Annotated in this window: 16 protein-coding genes; 4 read left to right on the plus strand and 12 right to left on the minus strand. The window is 70.8% G+C overall.

The features are described 5' to 3' along the window. Positions 1-205 precede the first annotated feature (205 nt). The 5 genes from AB0J16_RS50195 to AB0J16_RS50215 all read right to left on the minus strand — a co-directional run bounded on the left by AB0J16_RS50195 (position 206) and on the right by AB0J16_RS50215 (position 7,410). Positions 206-2,035, minus strand: coding sequence for a protein kinase (locus AB0J16_RS50195; RefSeq protein ID WP_358553518.1), 1,830 nt, complete (start codon positions 2,033-2,035; stop codon positions 206-208). Positions 2,036-2,217: 182 nt separating this feature from the next. Then, complete coding sequence (locus AB0J16_RS50200) at positions 2,218-4,329, minus strand: alpha-galactosidase (RefSeq protein ID WP_358553520.1); 2,112 nt, start codon at positions 4,327-4,329, stop codon at positions 2,218-2,220. A gap of 11 nt (positions 4,330-4,340) precedes the next feature. Then, positions 4,341-5,192: a carbohydrate ABC transporter permease gene (locus AB0J16_RS50205; protein ID WP_358553522.1), complete on the minus strand. Its 852-nt coding sequence runs from the start codon at positions 5,190-5,192 to the stop codon at positions 4,341-4,343. Continuing rightward, entirely contained in the window at positions 5,189-6,103 is a 915-nt protein-coding gene (locus tag AB0J16_RS50210; RefSeq protein WP_358553524.1) for a sugar ABC transporter permease, read from the minus strand. Before AB0J16_RS50210 ends, AB0J16_RS50205 begins: the two co-directional genes overlap by 4 nt. Beyond that, positions 6,100-7,410, minus strand: coding sequence for a sugar ABC transporter substrate-binding protein (locus AB0J16_RS50215; RefSeq protein WP_358553526.1), 1,311 nt, complete (start codon positions 7,408-7,410; stop codon positions 6,100-6,102). The genes AB0J16_RS50210 and AB0J16_RS50215 overlap by 4 nt, the downstream gene beginning before the upstream one ends. Positions 7,411-7,611: 201 nt before the next feature. Here AB0J16_RS50215 and AB0J16_RS50220 point away from each other — a divergent pair, with 201 nt between their 5' ends. The 3 genes from AB0J16_RS50220 (at position 7,612) to AB0J16_RS50230 (ending at position 11,807) form a co-directional block, all read left to right on the plus strand. Next, a complete protein-coding gene (locus AB0J16_RS50220) occupies positions 7,612-8,754 on the plus strand; it encodes an ROK family transcriptional regulator (RefSeq protein ID WP_358553528.1) in 1,143 nt (380 codons plus the stop codon). Between the two features lie 33 nt (positions 8,755-8,787). Then, the gene (locus tag AB0J16_RS50225) at positions 8,788-10,506 is read left to right on the plus strand and encodes a beta-galactosidase (protein WP_358553530.1); all 1,719 of its coding nucleotides are present in this window, start codon (positions 8,788-8,790) and stop codon (positions 10,504-10,506) included. A gap of 146 nt (positions 10,507-10,652) precedes the next feature. Then, the gene (locus AB0J16_RS50230) at positions 10,653-11,807 is read left to right on the plus strand and encodes an RtcB family protein (protein ID WP_358553532.1); all 1,155 of its coding nucleotides are present in this window, start codon (positions 10,653-10,655) and stop codon (positions 11,805-11,807) included. 1 nt (position 11,808) lies between these two features. Here AB0J16_RS50230 and AB0J16_RS50235 read toward each other — a convergent pair whose 3' ends face one another. The 7 genes from AB0J16_RS50235 to zwf form a co-directional block, all read right to left on the minus strand. After that, positions 11,809-12,189 carry a hypothetical protein gene (locus AB0J16_RS50235; RefSeq protein WP_358553534.1) on the minus strand — a complete coding sequence of 127 codons (381 nt, stop codon included), beginning with the start codon at positions 12,187-12,189 and terminating at the stop codon, positions 11,809-11,811. Between the two features lie 80 nt (positions 12,190-12,269). Continuing rightward, positions 12,270-15,260, minus strand: coding sequence for a BTAD domain-containing putative transcriptional regulator (locus AB0J16_RS50240; RefSeq protein WP_358553536.1), 2,991 nt, complete (start codon positions 15,258-15,260; stop codon positions 12,270-12,272). Positions 15,261-15,472: 212 nt separating this feature from the next. Continuing rightward, positions 15,473-15,595 carry a hypothetical protein gene (locus tag AB0J16_RS50245; RefSeq protein ID WP_358553538.1) on the minus strand — a complete coding sequence of 41 codons (123 nt, stop codon included), beginning with the start codon at positions 15,593-15,595 and terminating at the stop codon, positions 15,473-15,475. A 93-nt stretch (positions 15,596-15,688) separates the two neighbouring features. After that, complete coding sequence (gene eda / locus AB0J16_RS50250) at positions 15,689-16,300, minus strand: bifunctional 4-hydroxy-2-oxoglutarate aldolase/2-dehydro-3-deoxy-phosphogluconate aldolase (RefSeq protein ID WP_358553540.1); 612 nt, start codon at positions 16,298-16,300, stop codon at positions 15,689-15,691. Beyond that, complete coding sequence (gene glk, locus AB0J16_RS50255) at positions 16,297-17,301, minus strand: glucokinase (RefSeq protein ID WP_358553542.1); 1,005 nt, start codon at positions 17,299-17,301, stop codon at positions 16,297-16,299. The genes eda and glk overlap by 4 nt, the downstream gene beginning before the upstream one ends. Before the next feature lie 93 nt (positions 17,302-17,394). After that, entirely contained in the window at positions 17,395-19,335 is a 1,941-nt protein-coding gene (gene edd, locus AB0J16_RS50260; protein ID WP_358553544.1) for a phosphogluconate dehydratase, read from the minus strand. A gap of 41 nt (positions 19,336-19,376) precedes the next feature. After that, on the minus strand, positions 19,377-20,852 hold the full coding sequence (zwf, locus tag AB0J16_RS50265) for a glucose-6-phosphate dehydrogenase (protein ID WP_358553546.1): 1,476 nt from the start codon (positions 20,850-20,852) through the stop codon (positions 19,377-19,379). A 142-nt stretch (positions 20,853-20,994) separates the two neighbouring features. On the opposite strand from zwf, the gene AB0J16_RS50270 reads away from it, so the two are divergent. Next, positions 20,995-22,185, plus strand: coding sequence for an ROK family transcriptional regulator (locus AB0J16_RS50270; RefSeq protein WP_358553548.1), 1,191 nt, complete (start codon positions 20,995-20,997; stop codon positions 22,183-22,185). Positions 22,186-22,268 lie beyond the last annotated feature (83 nt).

The following is a 22,268-nucleotide window of genomic DNA, read 5'->3' on the forward strand; positions in this document are numbered from 1 at the left end:
CCCCCCCCAACAACGATGTGTGATCGTAACGCTACCAAGAGTTGACGGCTTTGGGTAGAACACGTGAGCGATACACGCCCGCCGGACACCAATCCATCCCGCGGATCACCTTCCACCGGCACAGCACGGACCACGACCCCAGAGCAGAATCCCAGGTTTTCCTAGCGAATATGAAGAACGGTTCATACCCTGACCCGCATCCCGTCTAATCGAGCCTGACCCGCACTCCGGTGCTCAGGCCGGAGTCATGCAGTTCCAGTCCCGCGGGCTGGGCCTCCTTCGGCAGCTCGAACAGCAGCGCGCCGCTGAAGGACTGACCCGGCCCGATGCGGACCGGCGTGACCTCGGCGCCCGCCTTGTCGAGCAGCTTGGTGCCGCCGTGTAACGCGTCGTCCGCGTCCAGCAGTTTCTGCTGACCGGGGTAGAGGACCCTGGCCTCCTGGCCGACGTTGTTGACCTTGAGGCTCACCTGGCAGGTGCGCTCTTTGGCGCCCTTGGCCGGTTTGGGGCACTTGGTGCCCGTCACCGCGAACTTCAGCTTCCCGTCCTGCACCGGGCTGTCCGCGCCGACCGGGTCGGGGGACCTGAGCGCCCACGCCAGTACGGCCAGCAGCAGCACCAACAGCACGATGGCCACCACGATGGCGGTCACGCAGCCGGTGAACACGCTCCTCTTCCGCTTGACCGGGAACGCCACCGGGCCCCTCGGCCCAGGCGGCAGCGGCCCCTGCCCTGTCTGATGGGCGGAAAGCGGCGCCTGTCCCGTCTGACGAGCGGAGAGTGGCGCCTGTCCCGTCTGACGAGCGGAGAGTGGCACCTGTCCCGTCTGGAGGGACGGTGGCACCTGGCTCGCCGGACCAGGAGGTGGCGATGCCTGGCGGGGTGGCGCCTGGCGAGGAGGTGACTGGCGGGGCGGCGGGGGCGGCGCCTGGGCGGGCGGGTGTGGTGCCGGCCCGCGTCCCGGCAGCGGCCCCACACCGGTCTGCTGGTGCCCCTGAGGCTGGTGAGACGATGGTTGGTGAGGCGACGGCTGGTGGCTCTGGGGCTGGTGGGCCGACGGCTGGTGGGGCTGTGGCGGCGGGGTCCAGCCCGGCGGTGCCTGGCGTACCTGCGGATTGTTCGGGAACTCGGCCAGCGGCGGGAACTCCGACGGGTTCCACGAGCTGGTGAGGTGGCGGGTCGCGGCGAGCTGGGCGGCCGGCTCGTCGGCAGCGCCCACGAGTTCGAGCAGGAGCTGCTTGGCCGCCGGGCGGCGCGCGGGGTCCGGGTGGATGGCCGCGGCCACCAGCCGGTCGAGCGGCGCGGGCAGGCCGCGCAGGTCCGGCGGGGCGGTGCGGGCGCGCGCCGCCATGACGTAGGCGTCGCCCTCGCCGAACGGGTGGCCGCCAAGACCGGCGTAGGCGATCAGCGATCCCCAGGCGAACACGTCGCCCGCCGGGCTGGTGCGGCCCTCGAAGACCTGCTCGGGAGCGATCCAGCCGGGCGTGCCCATCACCATGCCCGCGTTGGTGTGGCGGGTGGAGACGTGGGACGAGCGGGCCAGCCCGAAGTCGATCACCCGTGGGCCGCCCAGTGTCAGCATCACGTTGGCGGGCTTGAGGTCGCGGTGCACCAGGCCGACGGCGTGGATCGCGGTCAGCGCCGCCGCCACGCCCACGGCCGCCGAGTGCAGCACGGACGGTGTCAGCGGGCCGTGCTCGATCAGGTGGTTCTCGAGGGAGACGCCCTCGATGTACTCGGTGACGAGGTAGAGGACCCCGTCATGCTCGCCGTGGTCGAGGACGCGGGCCGTGCAGAACGAGGCGACCTTGCGGGCGTTGGACACCTCTTCGTGGAAGCGCGCCCGGTAGACCGGGTCCGTGGTGTAGTCGCGGCGGATCGCCTTGAGCGCGACCTGTACGCCGTCGGCGGCCTTGGCCAGGTAGACGGTGCCCATGCCGCCCGAGCCGAGGCGGCTGATCAGCTCATAGGGGCCGATCGCCGACGGGTCTTCCGGCGTCAGCGGAGTGCCTGCGGAGCGCCCCTGCTGCCCCAACGTCGCTTTCCTCTCGCCTTCGTTGCCGTGTTGCCTCAACCGACCGATCCTCCGCCCGGCATGCCCGTTCCCCAAGACTCTAACGGAGGAACGGGTCACCCGGTGGCCACTGAGTTTGGACGGGTTTGGGGCTCGCTTCCTGGAACGCGTGGGGCAGCGGCTCGGGATTGCCCGCGACCTTCTCAGCGGCTCCTGGCGAGGAGGTGGACCAGCACGGATTCGTCGGGGAACAGCGGCGGTACGGCGATGCCCGAGCCGGCCAGCGCGGAGCCGGGCAGGGTGAAGTCGCCGGTCGTCCAGGCCGGGGCGGTCCCGTGCGAGGTCACGGGCATGAGCGGGCGAACCGAGTAGAGGGTCGCCGGGTCGAGCCCGGGCAGCCGGAGCCGGCCCGGCGGCCAGGTGGACGGGCGGTCCAGCATGGCGATCTCATAGACGGCCTCGGAGGCGTCGGTGGCGACGACGCCATGGGCCCGCACGCTCTCCGGAGCGTCGTCCACGCGGACCACCACGCCCGTGTGCAGCAGGTGGCGGTGCCGTTTGTGCAGGGCGACCCACGAGGCCAGCTCGTCCAGCTCGCCGTCGGTGAGCGTGGTGAGGTCCCATTCGACCCCGAAGTGGCCGAAGAACGCGGTGGCGGCACGGAAGGCGAGATCGTGGCGGCGGCCGGTGAGGTGGGAGCGGCCGGCGCCGATGTGGCTGCCGATCAGCTCGGGCGGCAGCAGTTGCCCGGTCCAGCGCATGATCTGCTGGCGTTCCGCCGGGTCGATGCAGTCGCTGGCCCAGATACGGTCGGTACGCTCCAGGATGCCGAGGTCCACCCGGCCGCCGCCGCCCGAGCAGGACTCGATCTCCAGGCGCGGGTGCTCGGCCCTGATCTCGTCGAGCAGCCGGTAGACGGCGTGGGTCTGGGCGTGAACGGAGGCCCGGCCGCCTCTCGCCGTGGAGCCCGCGTCCACGAGGTCGCGGTTGTGGTCCCACTTGATGAAGTCGAGGTCGTACTCGCGGATCAGGGCGAGCAGCCGCGTCCTGACGTAGGCGTAGGCCTCGGGGTTGGTCAGGTCCAACACCTGCTGATCGCGGGCGAGCGGCGGCAGACGGTCGCCGGTCTGCATGATCCAGCCGGGGTGGGCGCGGGCCAGGTCGGAGTCCGGGTTGATCATCTCCGGCTCGAACCAGAGCCCGAACTGCATGCCGAGCTCTCTGACCTGCTTGACCAGCGGCGTCAGCCCGTCCGGCCAGACAGTGGCGTCCACGGTCCAGTCACCGAGCCCGGCCCGGGCGTCGCGGCGGCCGTGAAACCAGCCGTCGTCCAGCACGAACCGCTCCACCCCGATCCTGGCGGCCCGGACGGCCAGCTCCAGCAGGCGGTCGAGGTCGTGGTCGAAATAGACGGCCTCCCACGTGTTGAGCATCACGGGCCGGGGCCCGGACGGGTGCGCGGGCCTGGCCCGCAGGTGCTCGTGGAAGCGGCGGGCCGCGGCGTCCAGGCCGCGCCCGTAGGTGGCGTAGAGCCAGGGGCTCCGATAGCTCTCACCCGGCGCCAGGATGATCTCGCCGGGCAGCAGCAGCTCGCCGCCGCCCAACATGGTCCGGCCGCTGGAGGTGCGCTCGGCGTAGTGGCGGTGGTTGCCGCTGAAGCCGACGTGCAGGCCCCATGCCTCGCCGCGCCGGAAGCCGAGGTCGGAGGTGCCCGCAAAAAGGACGGTGGCGGCGTCGGGGCCGGTCCTGCCGCGGCGGTTCTCGCGCAGGTGGATGCCGGTGGTGAGGGGGCGGCGCTGCGGGATGCGTTCCTTGGCCCACCGTCCGGCCTGGTCGAGCAGATCCGTGGGGGTGCCGGGCACGGGGAAGGCGAGGTTGAGCGCGTCCAGGGTGTAGGGGGACTCGGCCTGGTTGCGCAGGTCCGCCCGCGCCTTCAGCAGGCCTGAGTCGCCGAGCTCGATCGTGATCGTGAGGCCGAGGCGGGCGTGCTCGTCCCTGGCGGTGGCGGTGAGGGTCTGCCCGGTCCGCTGGTAGGCGACGCTGGTGAAGGCGGGGGACCAGTTCTGTCCCAGGTGATGCCCGGACAGGCCGGGCACGCCCATCCAGCCGGTACGCGCTTCGGGCACCAGCGGGATCCGTACGGGCACGTCCACGCTGACGTCGAGCCGCGGACGGAGATCGGCCGCCAGGTGGGCCAGCGCCGCACCGTCGAGCGGGCCCAGGTCCGGACCCCAGTGCAGGATCGCGGGCAGGGCATCGGGCGGGCATTCGATCACCACGGACACGCCGGCGGCTCTGAAGTGCAGAGTCTCCATGGACAGCGGTTTCATCCTTTCAGTCCTCCGCTGAGCAGGTCCAGCCGCCAGAAGCGCTGCAGGCTCAGCAGCAGGACGATGAGCGGGATCACCGACACGGCGGCGCCCACGATGGCGATGCCGTACAGGGCGGGCTGGCCCGAGCCCTTGCTGAGCACGGTGTACAGGCCCACCGTGATCGGGAATTTGCTGTCATCCGACAGCATGATGTAGGGCAGCAGGAAGTTGTTCCAGATCCCGACGAACTGCAGCAGGAAGATCGTCACCATGCCGGGCACCATCATGGGCAGCCCGATCGAGCCGAAGATGCGATACTCGCTCGCTCCGTCGATCCTGGCCGCCTCCATCGTCGAGTCCGGGACGGAGGCCATCGCGTAGACCCTGGCCAGGTAGATGCCGAACGGGGAGATGAGGCTGGGCAACAGAACCGACCAGTAGCCGCCTACCAGGTCGAGCTCGGACATGATCAGATATTGCGGGATGGCCAGCGTCATGCCGGGCACGAGGACGCCGGCCAGAATGGCGTAGAACAGCAGGTTCCGGCCGCGAAACTCGTACTTGGCCATGGCATACCCGGCCAGCGCCGAGATCAGGGTCGAGGCCGCGGCGCCAGCGATCGCGTACAGGGCGCTGTTGGCCGTCCACCGCAGGTAGAGGCCGTTCCCGTAGGTGAACAGGTCGCGCAGGTTGTCCAGCAGGCCCGTCCCCGGCGCGAAGGTGAACGTCGAGAACAGCTCTCCGCTCGACTTGGTCGAGGCCACGAGCACCCAGGCGACCGGCACCAGGCAGTAGATCGCGCCGAGGAGCAGGACGATGGTGGGCAGGATCTGGGCGCGCCGGTGCGTGCGATCGACGGCGCTCACTGCATGCCCCCGAACGCGCGCTTCTGGGTGACCTTCAGCAGCACGACCGAGACCACGAGCGTGCCCACCGCCAGCAGGACGGAGGCGGCCGAGGCCAGCGGTAGGTCGTCGCGGAAGAAGGCGTCGCGATAGATGTGCATCAAGGGCACCCAGTCCCCGGAGATCTCCGGCGTCATCGGTTTCAAGGTGGTCGGCTCGCCGTAGACCTGTAGCGTTCCGATCAGCGAGAACAACCCGGTGAGCACGAGGGCGGGCGCCACCAACGGGATCTTGATCCGCCAGGCGATCTGCCAATCGGAGGCTCCGTCGATGCGCGCCGCCTCGTACAACTCTGAGGGGATGCCGCGCAGCGACGTGAAGATGATGATCATGTTGAAGCCGACGCCGCCCCACACCGCGATGTTGGCCAGCGACGGGTAGATGCCGCCCGCCCCGAGAAACGGGATCTCGCCCAGCCCCAGCTCCCGGGTCAGGTAGCTGAACGGGCTGGTCGAGGGCAGGTACATGAAGCCCCACAGCAGCGAAGCCGTCACGCCGGGTACGGCGTACGGGATGAAGATCGCCGTGCGCGAGAACCTCTTGGCCCGCGAACCGGCGTGGTCGAGGAGCAGCGCGAAGAGCAGTGCCAGCCCGAGCGTGAGCGGCACGCTGATCAGGCCGTAGAGCGCGAGCCTGCCGAAGCCGGCGAAGAACTCGGGGTCGGTGAGCGTCTTGACGTAGTTGTCGAGCCCGACGAAAACCTCTTCGCGCGTGCCGAAGATGCCCTTGCCGGTCAGCCTCAGGCCGCGCGCGCTGAGGTAGATCGCGTAGCCGATGGGGACCGCCAGGAAGGCGACGAAGAGCAGCACGGCGGGCGCCACGAAGAGATATGGAGCCCGGGATCTGCGCTCCGCCCTGGGCGGGGCGGTCACGGGCCGGCGACCTTGAAGCCGGTGGTCTTCATGTCCTCCACCACGAGGTCGCGCGTCTTCGTCAGCGCGTCCCGCAGCGGGGTGTGGTCACGGACCGCGGCGGCGACGGCGTCCTGGTAGGCGCTGCTGGCGGTGCTGACGTTCGGGCCCCAGCTGATGTGCGGAATCGTGCGCTGAGCCGCCTTCGTGGCGATGTCCCAGTAGTCCTTCTGGTTCGCCGTCAGCTTGGGCGGCGAACTGCTGCTCGCGGCCCGCTGACCGGCCAGCGACGCCGGGTACTCGCCCAGCTTGATCTGGATGTCGTTGGCCGCCTTGTCGGTGTTCATCCACTTGGCGAACGTGGCCGCGGCCTCGGCGTGCTTGGAGGACTTCGTGACGGTCAGCGCGGAGCCGCCCTGGAAGGCCACTCGGTCGTCGCCCTCCTTCCACTGGGGCAGGGGCGCGATGGCCCAGTCGCCCGCCTGCTTCTCCGCGATGCCATACAGCACGCCCGGCGCCCACAACGCGCTTGGCCAGGTGAGGATCTTGCCCTGGTTCAGCTTGTTGTTCCACTCCGGGGTGAGCAGCGGCTCGGCCTTGACGAGGTCCTTGTCGATGAGCCCCTGCCAGAAGTCGGCCACCGTGAGGGAGGCCTGGTCGGCGATCCCCACGGTCCAGGTCTGGTCCTGGACCTTCCACCAGGACGCGCCGGCCTGCTGGGCCAGCCCGGCGAAGTTGCCGAACTCCGCGGGTGCGAAGGTCGCGAGGTAGGTGTCCGGATCCTTCTTGCGTACGTCCGCCGCGACCTTCGCGAAGTCCTGCCACGTGGCCGGCGGCTCGATCTTCAGCTCCTGGAAGCGTTTCTTGTTGTAGACCAGGACCATCGGGCCGACGTCCTGCGGCACGCCGTACACGGCGCCGTCGAAGCTGGTCAGGTCCCACACTTCCGGGCTGAAGGCGCTCTTGACGTCGCCGGTGTGGGCGGAGATGTCGGCCAGCGCACCGGCCACGATCATGGAAGGCAGGGTCTCGTATTCCAGGCAGGCGGCGTCGGGGCCATTGCCCGCCCGGGTCGCCGTGAGCAGCTTGGCGGCGGTGTCCGTGCCGCCTCCCACATCGGTGTGCTTGACCTGGATGTCCGGGTGGGACTTGTTGAACGCTTCGACCTTGGGCTTCTGAGTGGTGCCCCAGCACCAGAACTCCAGCGTGACCGGCCCACTGGCCGCTGTCGGCGTGCTGGTGCTCCCAGGCGCGCCCGACGAGCAGGCCGCAAGGACGGCGGCCGTGCCGAGCACCGCGATCGAGCCGGCGAGCCTCGTGATACGCATTCGTGCCTCCTCTGTTGCAAAGCAGGTGGCTTTGTAACAGAGCTAACCTAGGGAGAAGGTGAGAGGCATGTCACTACTTGTGCACAGATTTCCTGCGTGTTATGTGAACGTGCGGTTACGTACCGGACATGCTAGCTTTGCTACGAAATCAAGTGAGAGAGGCTGGCGCTGATGCGGGTGGAGCCTCAAGGATGGTGCGGCATGTGGGACGTCTTGCCCGACGCGGCACGCTCCATCGTCAAGGAGCTCATCATCCACGGTCCGCAGTCCAGGACCGCGCTGGCCAGGATCCTGCGCCTGTCCACCGGCAGCCTGACGCGGCTGACCAAGCCCATGGTCGACGCCGGGCTCCTTGTCGAAGGCGACGTGGTCCACGACCCGGTCAACGGCCGCCCGACTCGCCCGCTGGACGTGGCCGCGGGCGAGCACAGCTTCTTCGGCGTCAAGCTGACCGCGGACCGCGTCCACGCGGTCGTCACCGACCTGCGCGCCCAGATCGTCGCGGCTCGCGACGAGCCGATCTCCGACCACCGCCCCCAGGCCGTGTGCCGCCAGGTCCGGGAGCTGCTCGATGAGCTGTCCGACGGCGAGCGGACGCCTGTCGGGGCCGGTGTCACGCTCGGCGGCGACGCCCGCTCGGCGGTCCAGCTCGGCGGTGAGCGGCTGGTCGACTCCTCGTATCTCGGCTGGCGGCAGGTGCCGCTCAAGTCGCTGCTGGAGCAGGCGCTGGGCGTCCCGTGCGTGGTCAAGAACGACGTGGCGGCGCTGGGCCACCAGCATCACTGGTTCGGGGCGGCCCGCGGGCTGCGCGACTTCGCGCTCGTCTCGATCGGGGCGGGAATCGGCTACGCCTTGGTCGTACACGATCATTTGGTGACGGCGGCCGAGTCGGACCTCGGCATGTTCGCCCACCTGGTGCTGAACGCGGGCGGGCCGATGTGCGGGGACGGCCACCGCGGCTGCGCCTCCGCCTACCTGGCCAGCGGGTCCATCGTGACCGCCGCCGGGCAGGGGCTGCGGCGGCCGGTGGCCTACGAGGAGGTGATGCGCCTGGCCGCGGAAGGGGACAAGGCATGCCTCGGCGTCGTCACCGAAGCCGCGGACGCGCTCGGCAGGCTCATCGCCCACGTCGCGACGTTCTCCATGGTCAAGACGGTGATCGTGGCCGGTGAGGGCGTGGAGCTGGCCCGCGTCGCCAAGGATGGTCTCGACCGGGCGCTCAGCGCGAACCGGCGCGGCCAGGCGAACTCGGTCGACGTGCTGATCGAAGTGGACGACTTTCGCGAATGGGCCCGTGGCGGCGCGGTCGTGGCCATCCAGAGTTTCGTAACCGGCAGCGACTGATCAGCGGCCGTGACACCCCCAGTTGGAGAGAGCATGTACTTCGGCGGAGACTACAATCCCGAACAGTGGCCAGAGGACGTCTGGCTGGAGGACGTCCGGCTGATGCGGGAGGCGAAGGTCAACCTCGCCACCGTGGGGGTCTTCTCCTGGGCTCGGCTTGAGCCGTCGGCGGGCGTCTACGACTTCGGCTGGCTCGATCGCGTCATGGACCTGCTGCACGACAACGACATCCAGGTCAACCTGGCGACCCCGACGGCCTGTCCGCCGCCCTGGTTCGGCCTGGCCCATCCGGACGCGATGCCGGTGCGGGCCGACGGGACTCGGCTCACACATGGCAGTCGTGACACGTACTGCGTCAACGCGCCCGCCTACCGGGTGGCCTCGCGCCGCATCGCGACGGCGCTCGCCGAGCGGTACGGTGCCCATCCAGCGACGGCCATGTGGCACGTGCACAACGAGTACGGCACGACCTGCTACTGCGATCACTGCGCGACGGCCTTCCGCGCCTGGCTGCGTGAGCGGCACAAGTCCCTCGACGCGCTCAACGACGCGTGGACCACGGCCTTCTGGAGCCAGCACTACTCGGCGTGGGAGCAGATCATGCCACCGCGGACCACCCAGTACCGGTCGAACCCCGCCCACCTGCTGGACTACCGCCGCTTCTGCTCCGACGCGCTGCTCGCCCACTACCGCGAGCAGCGTGACATCCTGCGCGTTCATGGACGGCAGCCGGTGACCACCAATTACGTCATGGCGGGGTGGACGCCACTGGACCACTGGAAATGGTCGGCCGAGGTCGATCTCGTGGGCATCGACCACTACACCGACGAGCCCGGCGACGGCGGGCTCGCCCAGGTCGCCTTCGCCGCCGACCTGGCCCGCTCCTGGGCGCGCGGGAAGCCGTGGCTGCTGATGGAGCAGGGCGTCGCGGCCATGTACACCCCCGATGGGACGCTCCCGCTGGAGCCGGGAGAGCACACGCGGCGCAGCCTCGAGTACGCGGCCCGCGGGGCCGGAGGAGTGCTGCACTTCCAGTGGCGCGCCTCCCAGGGCGGGGCGGAGCAGTGGCACCAGGGCATGGTCCCGCACGCGGGCGCCGACAGCCGGGTCTTCCGCGAGATCGCTGACCTGGGCCGGACGCTCAGCGCCCTTCCGCCCGCGGAGCCCGCCGAGGCGGAGGTGGCCATTCTCTGGGACGACGAGGCCGCCTGGGCGCTGCGGAACCCGGCCCTGCCCGTGACCGGGCTGGACTTCCGCGCGTCGGTGGAGCAGACGCACCGGGCGCTGTGGCAGCGGGGCCTCGCCACCGACTTCGTCCACCCTTCACACGATATTTCGCGCTATCGGGTGGTGCTGATGCCGTCCCTGTATCTGATCTCTGACGAGGCCGTGGCCAACCTCACCGCGTACGTCGAGGGCGGGGGCACCTTGATCGTGTCGTACTTCAGCGGCATCGCCGACCCCGACACCCGCGTCCGGCTGGGCGGCTACCCTGGCGCGCTGCGCGACTTGCTCGGCGTCCGTGTCGAGGAGTTCCGCCCCCTGACCGGCCCCGTCGCACTGTCCGACGGGACGGCCGGCGCCTTCTGGAGCGAGAGCGTCCAGTTGACCGGCGCCACGGCGACCGTGACCTACGCCGACGGCGGCCCGGCGGTCACCCGGCACCAGGTAGGCGCGGGCACCGCCTGGTACGTCTCGACCAAGCTGGACGCGTCCGGACTCGCGAACGTCCTGGCACAGGCCGGCCTCTAGCAGCGGTTCGCGCGCTCGGGTCGACCTTGGCCCGCGTGCCGAACGACGGACCCGCACCGCTTGAAAACCACGAAATCGATAAAATAAGTGGGAACTCCTCTCTGGTCACGCCAAACTGATCACGAATCAGCGAGGGGATCTATCCCATGCCGAACCAGCCCGCACCGAACCTGTTGTCGTGGGCCAGTGAGATCGACGAAGGCGCGATCACGCAGGCCGCTCGTGCCGCCCGCCTGCCATTCGTCTCCGGACACGTCGCGCTCATGCCCGACGCCCACGTCGGCATCGGCGCCACGGTCGGTTCGGTCATTCCCACCGAGAACGCGATCATCCCCGCCGCCGTCGGCGTGGACATCGGCTGTGGCATGGTCGCCACCGAGACGACGCTGACGGCCGCCGACCTGCCCGACACCCTCGCCGCCCTGATGCCGATGGTGGAGCACCGCATCCCGGCCGGTGTCGGGAAGGGCCACGACGACCCGTCGATGGACCATGCCCTCAGCGACCTCGGCCTGCCGCACACCGATCTCAACCCGAAGCAGACCAAGAAGGTGTCCGACCAGTTCGGCACCCTCGGCTCCGGCAACCACTTCGTCGAGGTCTGCCTGGACGAGCGCGATCGGGTCTGGACGGTGCTGCACTCGGGTTCGCGCGGCATCGGCAACCAGCTCGCCCAGGCGCACATCACGGGCGCGAAGAAGCTGATGAAGAAGCAGGAGATCGGCCTGGAGGACCCGGATCTGGCCTACCTCGTGCAGAGCACGCCGGAGTTCACCGCCTACATCGAGGACATGCTGTGGGCCCAGCGCTACGCCATGGCCTCGCGTGCCCGGATGGACAAGGTCCTGGTCAACGCCCTGTTCCGGGTCGCGGGCCAGGGTGAGCGGGTTCGTACGATCAATTGTCACCACAACTTCACCCAGCAGGAGACGCACTACGGCAAGTCCCTGTGGATCACCCGTAAGGGAGCCATCAAGGCCGACACCGGCGACGAAGGCGTGATCCCCGGTTCGATGGGCACCCGCTCGTACATCGTGCGCGGCCGGGGGAATCCCGAGTCGTACAACTCCTGCTCGCATGGCGCGGGCCGCCGCATGTCCCGTACGAAGGCGAAGCGGGAGCTGTCAGCGGCCTCTCTGACCGCGGCGATGAGCGGCCGGATCTGGAACGCGGACCGCGCCGCCGCGCTGGTCGATGAGCATCCTGAGGCGTACAAGTCCATCGACCAGGTGATGGCGGACCAGAAGGATCTGGTGGCGGTTCAGCACACCCTCCGCCAGATCTTCAACTACAAGGGGTGAGTCACCCGCGCGCCCTGGCGACCAGCGAGGTCGCCAGGGCCGCGATCAGTGGGATGAGCGTGAGGCCGACCAGGTACAGCAGGCCGACCGGCCAGAGACCCTGGCCACCGCCGCGCAGTTCCCTGACCACGCCGGACGCGAAGTAGATGTAGAACGGAGCGGCGGCGAGCAGGCCCCACAGGAGGCCCACCTGAGGGGCGAACCACCCGGCCAGACCGGCCAGCACCGCCAGGACGAGGAACGCGGGCAGCAGGAAGGGCGAGTCGAAGAACTCACGCGGGGCTTCGGCGGAGGCCACGGGTGAGGTGGCGACGCAGAGCGCCACGGCGACGGCTCCCACGACGACGAGGACCAGGGCCCACACAAGGACGGAACGGGTCATGAGACTCCCCAAGATGAGGCGTGAAGGCCATACTGATCGGCGACGGACCTTCCCACCATCCGCCGTGATACTCATCCGGCCTAGGTAGCTCCCGTGAGCGCGGTCGCCTCACTGCTGGCGGCGGCGGCCGCCGTGAGGTCGCCGGCGGCGGTGTAGGCCTGCGCGAGGTCGGCCAGCGCGCCCGCCAGGAACTCCTGCCACCCCCGAGTACGCCAGAGCCTGACCGACTCCTCCAGATGGGCGACCGCCTCGTCGATCCTGCCCTCCGCCAGGTCCACCCCGCCGAGCACCCAGAGTGCGTCGGCCTGGTGGTGGGCCAGGCGGTGTGAGCGGCTCAGCATCTCGGCGGCCTCGGCCGCGGGCCGCGCCCTCGGGTCGTGGTGTCCGGCGTACAGCCTGGCCAGGGCGACCAGGCCCATCGCCTCCAGCAGTGGATCGCGGATCTGGCGGTAGATGGCCAGGGCTCTGACCAGGTACTCCAGCCCGGCGTCGAACTCCTGCGCATGAGCGTGCGCCAAGCCCAGGAACTGCAGCGTCGTCGCCTCGAAGCGCGGATTGCCGAGCTTCTCGGCCAGCTCCAGGCCCCGCAGCAGGTGCACGATGGCCATCTTGATGTCGCGCGTCCCGTACGCCACCGCCATGCACACCAACGCCCTGGCCTGCCCACTCTGGTGGCCGCTGCTCTCGGCCAGGCTCAGGGCGATCTGGCCGGACCGCAGGCCCTCCGCCATGTCGCCCCTGGCCGCCTCGCCCCAGGCCCGCAGCACGTACGCGTCGGACAGCCCGCGTTCCTCGCCCAGCTCGGAGAACAGGGTGATCAGCCGTTCGGCCCCTTCGTACTGCGCGGCCATGGCCTCGCCGCCGGTCTCCATCCACGTGGTGGCGTGCATGAGCCCGCGCCTGATCACCGCCTCGCCGAGCCTGTTGCCCGTCGCGAGGCAGACCTCCAGGACGCGCTCGTGCAGCCCGCGCCAGTCGTCGAACTGCCCGCACACGTCGAAGTAGCGCTCCACGCAGCAGGCGGTGTCCCAGGCGACCTCGGCCAGGCCCAGCGAGCACGCCTGGCGGATCGCCGCGATCAGCGCCGTCCGCTCGGTGTCGAACCAGGCCATCGGATCCTGTACGGCCGGCCCGTCCCAGGGGGCGCCGTCGGGGGAGTTCCAGCGCGGGGCGGTGCCGTGGATGATGGCCGAGGAGGTGCCCGGCACCCGCTCGGTGGCGCGTTCGGCAAGCGCGAGCCAGGCGCCGAAGGCCCTGCTCAGGGCCACGGCCACGGCCTCCGGCTCGTCCTCGAGCTCACCGCGCTCGCGGGCGTACAGGCGGACGAGGTCGTGGAAGCGGTAGCGCGGCTGGCCCGCCGCGTCCATCCCGCTGAACAGCACCAGCTGCGTGTCCACCAGCGTCTCGACCAGCTCCTCGCCGGCCGCCACGGGAAGGTCGAGCAGCGCCCCGGCCACCCAGCCCGCGAAGTCGGGTACGTCCAGCGAGCCGAGCAGCCGGAACGCCCGGCGCGCGTCGGGATCCAGCCCCACATAGCTGAGCGCCAGGCTGGCCCGGACGGCCAGGTCGCCGGTGGTGAACTGGTCCAGCCGCCGCCGCTCGTCGGTGAGCTGCCCGGCCAGGCGGGTCAGCGGCCAGTGCGGCCGGGCCACCAGGCGGGCGCCCGCCACCCGGACGGCCAGGGGTATGCCGTCCGACAGCCGGACGAGCTCGGCCGCCGCCTCCGGCTCGGCGGCCACCCGGTCGGCGCCGACGATCCGGGAGAGCAGTTGCACGCCCTGTTCGGGGTGGAGCACCGAGAGCTCGACCACCGCCGCGCCGGACAGGCCGGTCAGCCGGGTTCTGCTGGTGATGATGACGGCGCAGCCGGACGTACCGGGGAACAGCGGACGAACCTGCTGCTCCGAGGCGGCGTTGTCGAGCACGATGAGCATCCGGCGCTCCGCCAGCCGGCTCCTGAAGACCGCGGCCCGCTCCTCAAGGGTCTCCGGCAGGGTGGGCCGCGGCACGCCGAGCGCGGTGAGGAAGGCCGCGAGCACCTGGGCGGGATCGGCGGGGGAGGACTCGGCGCCGTGCAGGTTGGTGTGCAGCTGCCCGTCGGGGTAGTGCTGGGCGATCAGATGGGCCGCGTGTACGGCCAGCGTCGTCTTGCCGACCCCGCCCATTCCCGCGATGACGTACACGCGCACGGGCCCGGGTCCAGGGGGCGGGCCGTCGCCGAGGAGGTCCGTCAGCTCGGCGAGCTGCTCGCTCCGTCCGGTGAAGTCGGAGATGTCGGCCGGTAACTGGGCAGGGGAGCGGGGAGAGGGGTCGTCCGGCGGCACGGTGGCGGACTCGACGGGCAGGGTGCCCGTGAGGATGGCCTGGTGCAGGCGCCGGAGCTCGGCGCCGGGATCGAGGCCGAGTTCGGCGGCGAAGACCCGGCGGGCGTCGCGGTAGGTGGCCAGCGCCTCCGCCTGGCGGCCCGACCTGGCCAGGGCGAGCATGAGCTGCCAGCGCGGCCGTTCCCGCAGGGGGTGCTCGCCGACCAGCCCGGTCAGCTCGGCGATGAGCGCGGCGTGCACCCCGCGGGCCAGGTCCGCCTCGATCCGGTTCTCCAGCGCGATCAGGCGCTCCTCCTCCAGGCGATGCGCGTGGTCGCTGAGCCCGACGGTCAGGTTCAGCTCCGCGTACGCGGGACCGCGCCACAGGTCCAGCGCCTGCTTGAGCAGCTCGGCGGCCCGTTCGTGCTCGCCGGCGGACAGGGCGCTCCTGCCCTGCTCGGCCAGCTCCTCGAAGCTGTCCGCGTCCAGCTCGCCCGGATGGAGGGTGAGGACGTAGCCCGCGGCGGTGCGGGTGATCCGGTCATGGCCCAGCGTCCTGCGGAGCTGGTGCACGTAGAGCCGGAGGTTGTCCGGCGCGGTGCGGGGCGGGCTCTGGCCCCAGAGCGCCTGGATGAGCGTGGCGGGGGAGATGGGGCGCCCCGGACGGCAGAGGAGTTCGGCGAGCAGGGCACGCTGTTTTCCGGCGCCGAGCGGTAGGGACCGGGCATCGGCCGAGATGTCAAGCGGCCCCAGAACGGCGAACTCCATCGCGCCCCCGGACAAGACTAAAGTGCACAAAGAAGATCAAAGTCGCTTAAATGTGCACGATGGTTCTTTTCCCGTCAACCCATGCAACGCCAACATCGACGGAAGCCTTTATGACGGCTCCCGCCGATGTCAAGCCCGATTGTCAGCCGAAGGCGGCGGGCACGGCGAGGAAGAAGTTCAGAGCGATGGAGTCGCGGGTTCCCTTCCGGAAATCAGCCGCGGCGGCTGAAGGGGTCGTAGGTGTAGCGAGGAGTGATCACTATGCTCTCCGAGTAGGCACCGGGCGTCAGCGGCGGGGCGACGGAGAGCGGTGGCCCCCAAGGCTTCTTGAACACCGTCCACCTCCGCCGCGACGCGATAAGCCAGTCAGGCTAAGGCTGCTCAGCGGCCGTATAGGTGCCGTATAGATCGCGTTGGGGGCGGGTGCCTCAGCGGAGGGCGGCGGCCTCGGAGGCCAGCTTCTCCACCCGGCCCCAGTCGCCCGCGGCCAGGGCGTCGGCCGGGGTCAGCCAGGTGCCGCCGACGCAGCCGACGTTCGGCAGCGCGAGGTAGTCGGGCGCGGTGGCCGGCCTGATGCCGCCCGTGGGGCAGAACCGCACGTCCGGCAGCGGCGCCGACAGCGCCTTCAGGTACGCCACGCCGCCCGCGGGCTCGGCGGGGAAGAACTTCAGCTCCTTCAGCCCCCGCTCGGCCAGCGCCATCGCCTCGGAGGCGGTCGCCGCGCCCGGCAGGTACGGCAGCCCGCTCGCGTCCATCGCGTCGGCCAGGGTCAGCGTCGTCCCGGGCGAGACCAGGAACTTCGCACCCGCCGCCAAAGACGCCGCAATATCAGCAGAAGTCCGGATTGTTCCGGCGCCGACCGTGGCCTCCGGCACCTCGGCGGCGATCCTGGCGATGGCCTCCAGCGCGCCCGCCGTACGCAGGGTCACCTCGATGACCGGCAGGCCGCCCGCGACGAGCGCCCGCGTCAGCGGCACGGCCGTCTCGACGTCGTCGATCACCACGACGGGGATGACGGGGGCGAGATCGAGCAGGCTCATGAAAGTTCTCTCCTCAATGGGTACAGCTCAGTGACATGGGGCAGCCGCTCCCCTGCGGCGCGCTGCGCCAGCCAGGCGGCGGCGCCCGTCAGCGCCGGTTGCGGGGCGACGATGAGCGTGGTCGCGATGGCCGACAGGTAGCCGGCCATGTCCGGGTTGTCGGCGAACCTGGCTCGGAAGTCGCTGGTACGCACGCGCTCCACGATACGGGGCAGCACTCCGCCACCGAGATAGACGCCACCCCGGGCTCCGAGGGTCAGCGCCACGTTCCCGGCGAAACTCCCCAGCATCCCGCAGAACACCTCGACCGTCTCCGCGCACAGCGAGTCGTCCAGCCGCGCCACGATGTCCGCCGACGACAGGCGAGGCGCGTCGACGCCGTTGACCTCGGCCAGCGCCCGGTGCAGCACCACCAGGCCGGGGCCCGACAGCACGTGCTCGGCCACCACGTGGTCCAGGCCCCCGGCGCGGAGCACCCGGACGATCTCCCGCTCCCGGTCGTCGCGCACCGGTACCGTGACGTGCCCGCCCTCGCCGGAGACCGGCGTCCAGCCGCCGTCGGTGGGCACCAGCCCGGCGACGCCGAGCCCGGTTCCGGGCCCGAGCACGGCCTTGACACCGTGGGCGGGTTCCGGGCCGCCCAGGGACGCCAGGTCGCCGGGCTCCAGCCGGGGCAGCGAGACGGCCAGCGCCTCGAAGTCGTTCAGCATCATCGTGTACGGCAGGCCGAGGTCGTTCGCCGAGCCGCTCCAGGCCGAGTTCGTCAGCGCGTAACGTTCGCCCTCGACGGGTCCGGCCACGGCCAGGCACGCCGCTCCCGGCCGCACTCCGCCCGCGTGCTGCGCGAGGTAGGCGGCTACGGCTTCCGGGAGAGTGGCGTAGTCGGCCCCCGCCAGGACCGCGACGTGCGACGGCCGCGCTCCCGGCGAGGTGACCAGCCCGAACCGGGCGTTGGTGCCGCCGATGTCGGCGACCAGCCACGGCAGATCGAACGCGCTCACGACGGCTCGCCGATGTCGGCGACGAGCCACGGCAGAGGGAATGTGCTCATGACAGCTCGCCGACGCGCCGCGGACAATCAAAGGACACGATGTTCACCTGGCGATGCTCGCGTGCCGCCCGCGAGGAGCGCCCGACTCCAGGTGCGAGGCGCCCGCCTCGGCGGGGAAGCCCAGCCCGGGGCCGTGGTCCGGCGACTCGGCGCCGCTGATCCCGAAGATCCCCGCCCCCTGCTCCGCGTGCCCCGCCATGCGGCGGAACGTCGCGAACAGCTCGCGCCCGGTCCCCACCCACTGCGCGTCGCTCAGCGGCCGGCCGCCGGGCGTGCGCCGGGCCAGCTCCTCGGCCGGGACCAGCACCTCCAGCGTCCCCGCCGCCGAGTCGAGCCTGATCACGTCGCCCTCGCGGACCAGCGCGATCGGCCCGCCGTCCGCCGCCTCGGGCGACAGGTGGATGGCCGCGGGCACCTTGCCGGAGGCGCCCGACATGCGGCCGTCGGTCACGATCGCCACCCGCTGCCCCCGATCGAGCAGTACGGCCAGTGGCGGCGTGAGCTTGTGCAGCTCGGGCATGCCGTTCGCGCTCGGCCCCTGGTAGCGGATGACCGCGACGAAGTCCTGCCCGTCCAGCTCGCCCGCCTCGAAGGCGCGCAGCAGTTCGAGCTGGTCGTCGAACACCTTGGCCGGCGCCTCGATCACCAGGTGCTCGGCCTTGACCGCCGACACCTTGCTGACGGCCCGGCCCAGGTTGCCCTCGACCATGTGGATGCCGCCATCGGCGGAGAACGGCGCGGCCACCGGCCGCAGCACGTCGAGGTCGGCGCTGCCGCCGGTCACCTCCGACCAGGTCAGCTTCCCGTCGGACAGCGTCGGAGCCGACCGGTAGTGGTCCAGCCCGTGCCCCGCCACGGTCAGCACGTCGGCGTGCAGCAGGCCCTCGTCCAGCAGGTCGCCGATGAGCACCTGCATGCCGCCGGCGTCGCGGAAGTGGTTCACGTCCGCCTGGCCGTTCGGGTAGATCTTGGTCAGCGAGGGCACGGCGGCCGACAGGCAGGCCAGGTCGTCCCAGGTCAGGACGATGCCCGCGGCGGCGGCCATGGCGACCAGGTGCAGCGTGTGGTTGGTGGAGCCGCCGGTGGCCAGCAGCGCCACGCAGGCGTTCACGATCGACTTCTCGTCGACCAGCTCGCCGACCGGGGTGTACTCGGGGCCGTGCGCGGTGATCTCCACGGCCCGGCGCCCGGCCGCCTCGGTCAGCGCGTGCCGCAGCTCGGTGTGCGGGTTGACGAACGTCGAGCCCGGCAGGTGCAGGCCCATGACCTCCATCAGCGCCTGGTTGGAGTTGGCGGTGCCGTAGAAGGTGCAGGTGCCGGGGGAGTGGTACGACTTGGCCTCGGCGTCGAGCAGCTCCTCCCGGCCCACCTTGCCCTCGGCGAACAGCTGCCGGGTGCGGGCCTTGACCTTGTTCGGCAGCCCCGAGGTCATCGGGCCGGCCGGCACGAAGATCGCGGGCAGGTGCCCGAAGTGCAGCGCCCCGATCAGCAGGCCCGGCACGATCTTGTCGCAGACGCCCAGCAGCAGCGACGCGTCGAACATGTCGTGCGACAGCGCGATCGCGGCCGACATGGCGATCACGTCCCGGCTGTAGAGCGACAGCTCCATACCGGCGCGGCCCTGAGTGATGCCGTCGCACATCGCGGGCACGCCGCCCGCCACCTGCGCCACGCCACCGGCCGCGCGCACCGCCGCCTTCAACTCGGCCGGGTACGTCTCGTACGGCTGGTGGGCCGAGAGCATGTCGTTGTAGCTGGTCACGATCGCCACGCCGGGCTTGGCCGTACCCATCAGAAGGGGCTTGTCGGCGGCCGGCGCGGCGGCGAAGCCGTGTGCCAGGTTGGCGCAGCCGAGGTGCGCGCGGGCCGGGCCCTTGGCGCGGGCGGCTTCACCTTCACGCCGGATCCGCTCCAAGTAGACGGTGCGGCTGGCTCGGCTGCGTTCGGTGATCCTGTCGGTGATTTCCTGGACGATGGGGTGCATCGACCCTCCTTCAGTGGGTCCTCGACCCCAAGTCGGCTTGTTCACGCTTGGTCCTCTTCGTGCCACTCGCGACCGCTGCGGGCGAGCAGCTCGTGGGCGCCCGCCGGTCCGGTGGACCCGGCGGGGTAGGGCTCGGGCAGTTCGGCGGACGACTCCCAGGCGGCCAGGATCGGGTCGATCCACTGCCAGGCCGCGGCCACCTCGTCACGGCGCATGAACAGCGTCGGGTTGCCCGCCAGCACGTCCATGAGCAGCCGCTCGTACGCCTCGGGTACCCGCGCGGTGAAGGTCTTGCCGAAGCTGAGGCTCAGCGGCACCGGCTTGAGCGCCACCTCGCCCGCTCCCGGCTCCTTGGCCATGATGTGCAGCTCGATGCCCTCTTCCGGCTGCAGCCGCAGGACGAGGCGGTTCGGCGAGCCGCCGGGGTAGATGGAGTGCGGCACGTCCTTGAACTGCACCACGATCTCCGACGTCCGGCGCGGCAGGCGCTTGCCGGTGCGCAGGTAGAACGGCACCCCGGCCCACCGCCAGTTCTTGACCTCGGCGCGGATCGCGGTGAACGTCTCCACCCGGCGCGAGGCCTCGGTGGTCGGAGTGGAGGCGGGCTCGTCCAGGTAGCCGGGCATGCCGTCGGCCTCGGTGTACTGGCCGCGCACGGTGAAGCGGTCGACCTCGGTGCCGGTGATGGGCCGCAGCGCCTGGAGCACCTTCACCTTCTCGTCGCGGATCGCCTCGCGGTCGTTGCGGGCCGGCGGCTCCATGGCGGTCATGCACAGCAGCTGGAGCAGGTGGTTCTGCACCATGTCGCGCAGCGCGCCGGCCTGGTCGTAGTAGCCGCGCCGGCCGGGCGTGCCCACGGTCTCGGCGGCGGTGATCTGCACGTGGTCGATCCAGAGGGAGTTCCAGATCGGCTCCAGGAAGGCGTTGGCGAAGCGGAGCACGAGCAGGTTCTGCACGGTCTCCTTGCCCAGGTAGTGGTCGATGCGGAAGATCTGCGCCTCGTCGAAGATGGCGCCGACCTCCTCGTTGATCCGCTGGGCGCTGGCCAGGTCGCGGCCGAGCGGCTTCTCCAGCACCACCCGCGAGCGCGGCGTCACCAGGCCCGCCTGGTCCAGCTCGCGGCAGAACGGGCCGAACGTCATCGGCGGGCTGGCCAGGTAGAACACCCGGTCGCGCTGCTCGTGCCCGCCCAGCAGGGCGGCCAGCGCGCGCCAGCCGGACCGGTTCGTGCCGCCCACGTCGACGGACACGTGGTGCAGGCGGCCGAGGAAGCGCTGCCACGCGCCGAGGTCGGCCGGGACCTGGTCCCGTACCTCGGCGTCCACCTTGCCGCGGAAGTCCTCGTCGGTCAGCCCGCCCCGGGACATGGCGATGATCCGCGTCTCGGGCGAGAGCCGGCCCTCCACGTCGCTGTGGTACAGCGCCGGGAGCAGCTTGCGCATGGACAGGTCGCCGGTACCGCCGAAGACGACAAGGTCGGCGGCGTGCGCGGTGGCGGGGGTGGGAGAGGGGGACACGGCTGGGAACTCCGATGATCTACCAAGCAGGGACAGAACGGACACTAGTAAGAGTTGGGTAACTACACAAGCAGAGTTTTGCTATTTGAGATAAAAAAGTCGAGACTTTTCATTACCTAACCTCCTGTGATTCACTTGGCGGATGCCTCGACGTACCGCCGCGACGCTCGCCACGAGTGGCGAGGTGCTCCGCCTCATCCGCACCGGTGAGGCCGTGACGCGAGCGGATCTGGGCCGGGTGACCGGCCTGTCCCGCCCCGCGGTGCAACTGCGGGTCGGTGAGCTGCTCGACCGCGGTCTGGTCGTGGAGCGGGCCGACGCGCCGTCCACCGGCGGCCGGCCGCCGGTCCGCCTGGAGTTCAACGCCGTCGGCGGCGTGGTGCTGGTGGCCGCCCTGGGCGCCACCCGTACGCGGGTGGCGGTCTGCGACCTGGCGGGCCGCGAGCTCGAGGGGCGCGACTTCGCCATCGACGTCGAGCAGGGCCCCGACGTGGTGCTGCCGCTCGTCATGGACACCTGGGACGAACTCCTCGGGGACCGGCCGCGCTCGATGCTGCGGGGCGTGGGCATGGGCATGCCCGCCACGGTCGAGTTCGCGCAGGGCCGCACCGAGAGCGCCAGGGTGATGGCCTCGTGGACGGGCGTGGTGATCCCGCCGGTGGTCCGCGAGCGCTTCCCGGTGCCCGTACTCATCGACAACGACGTGAACCTGCTGGCCATCGGCGAGCATCGGGGCGCCTATCCCGACCTGGACGACCTGATGTTCGTCAAGGTGTCCACCCGGATCGGCGCGGGCGTCATCGCGGGCGGCGAGATCCTGCGCGGCGCGCTCGGCGCGGCGGGCGAGATCGGCCACATCCCCGTGCGCGACGGCGGCGGCGTGCTCTGCCGCTGCGGCAACATCGACTGCGTCGACTCGGTCGCCAGCGGCACCGCGCTGCTGCGCGACCTGCGGGCCGCGGGCAAGGACGTCAAGACCATCGCCGACGTGACCGCGCTGGTGCGCGCCGGGGACGCCGAGACGATGGCGATCGTCCGCGAGGCGGGCCGTCAGATCGGCGAGGTTCTGGCCATCGCCGTCAACATCCTCAACCCGTCGGTCGTGGTGCTCGGCGGCGACGTGGCCGAGGCGTTCGGGCCGCTGGTGTCGAGCATCCGCGAGGTCGTCTACCGCCGCTCCACCGCGCTGGCCACCCGCCGGCTGCGCATCGAGCCCAGCAGGCTGGGCGCCGGGGCGGGCATCAGCGGGTGCGCGGTCATGGTCCTCGACCACGTGCTCTCGCCGGACGCCGTCGACGAGAGCATGATCGCCCGCCTCAAGGTCACTTCCTGACGGTCGGCCTCAGCCTCAGGGCCGCTTCCTGGCGGTCGGCGGCGGTCAGGCCCGCACCGCTGGGGATGCGGTTCGGTCAGGCT

Origin of the sequence: Nonomuraea sp. NPDC049750, from assembly GCF_040659625.1 — a bacterium.
Classification (GTDB): Bacteria; Actinomycetota; Actinomycetes; order Streptosporangiales; family Streptosporangiaceae; genus Nonomuraea.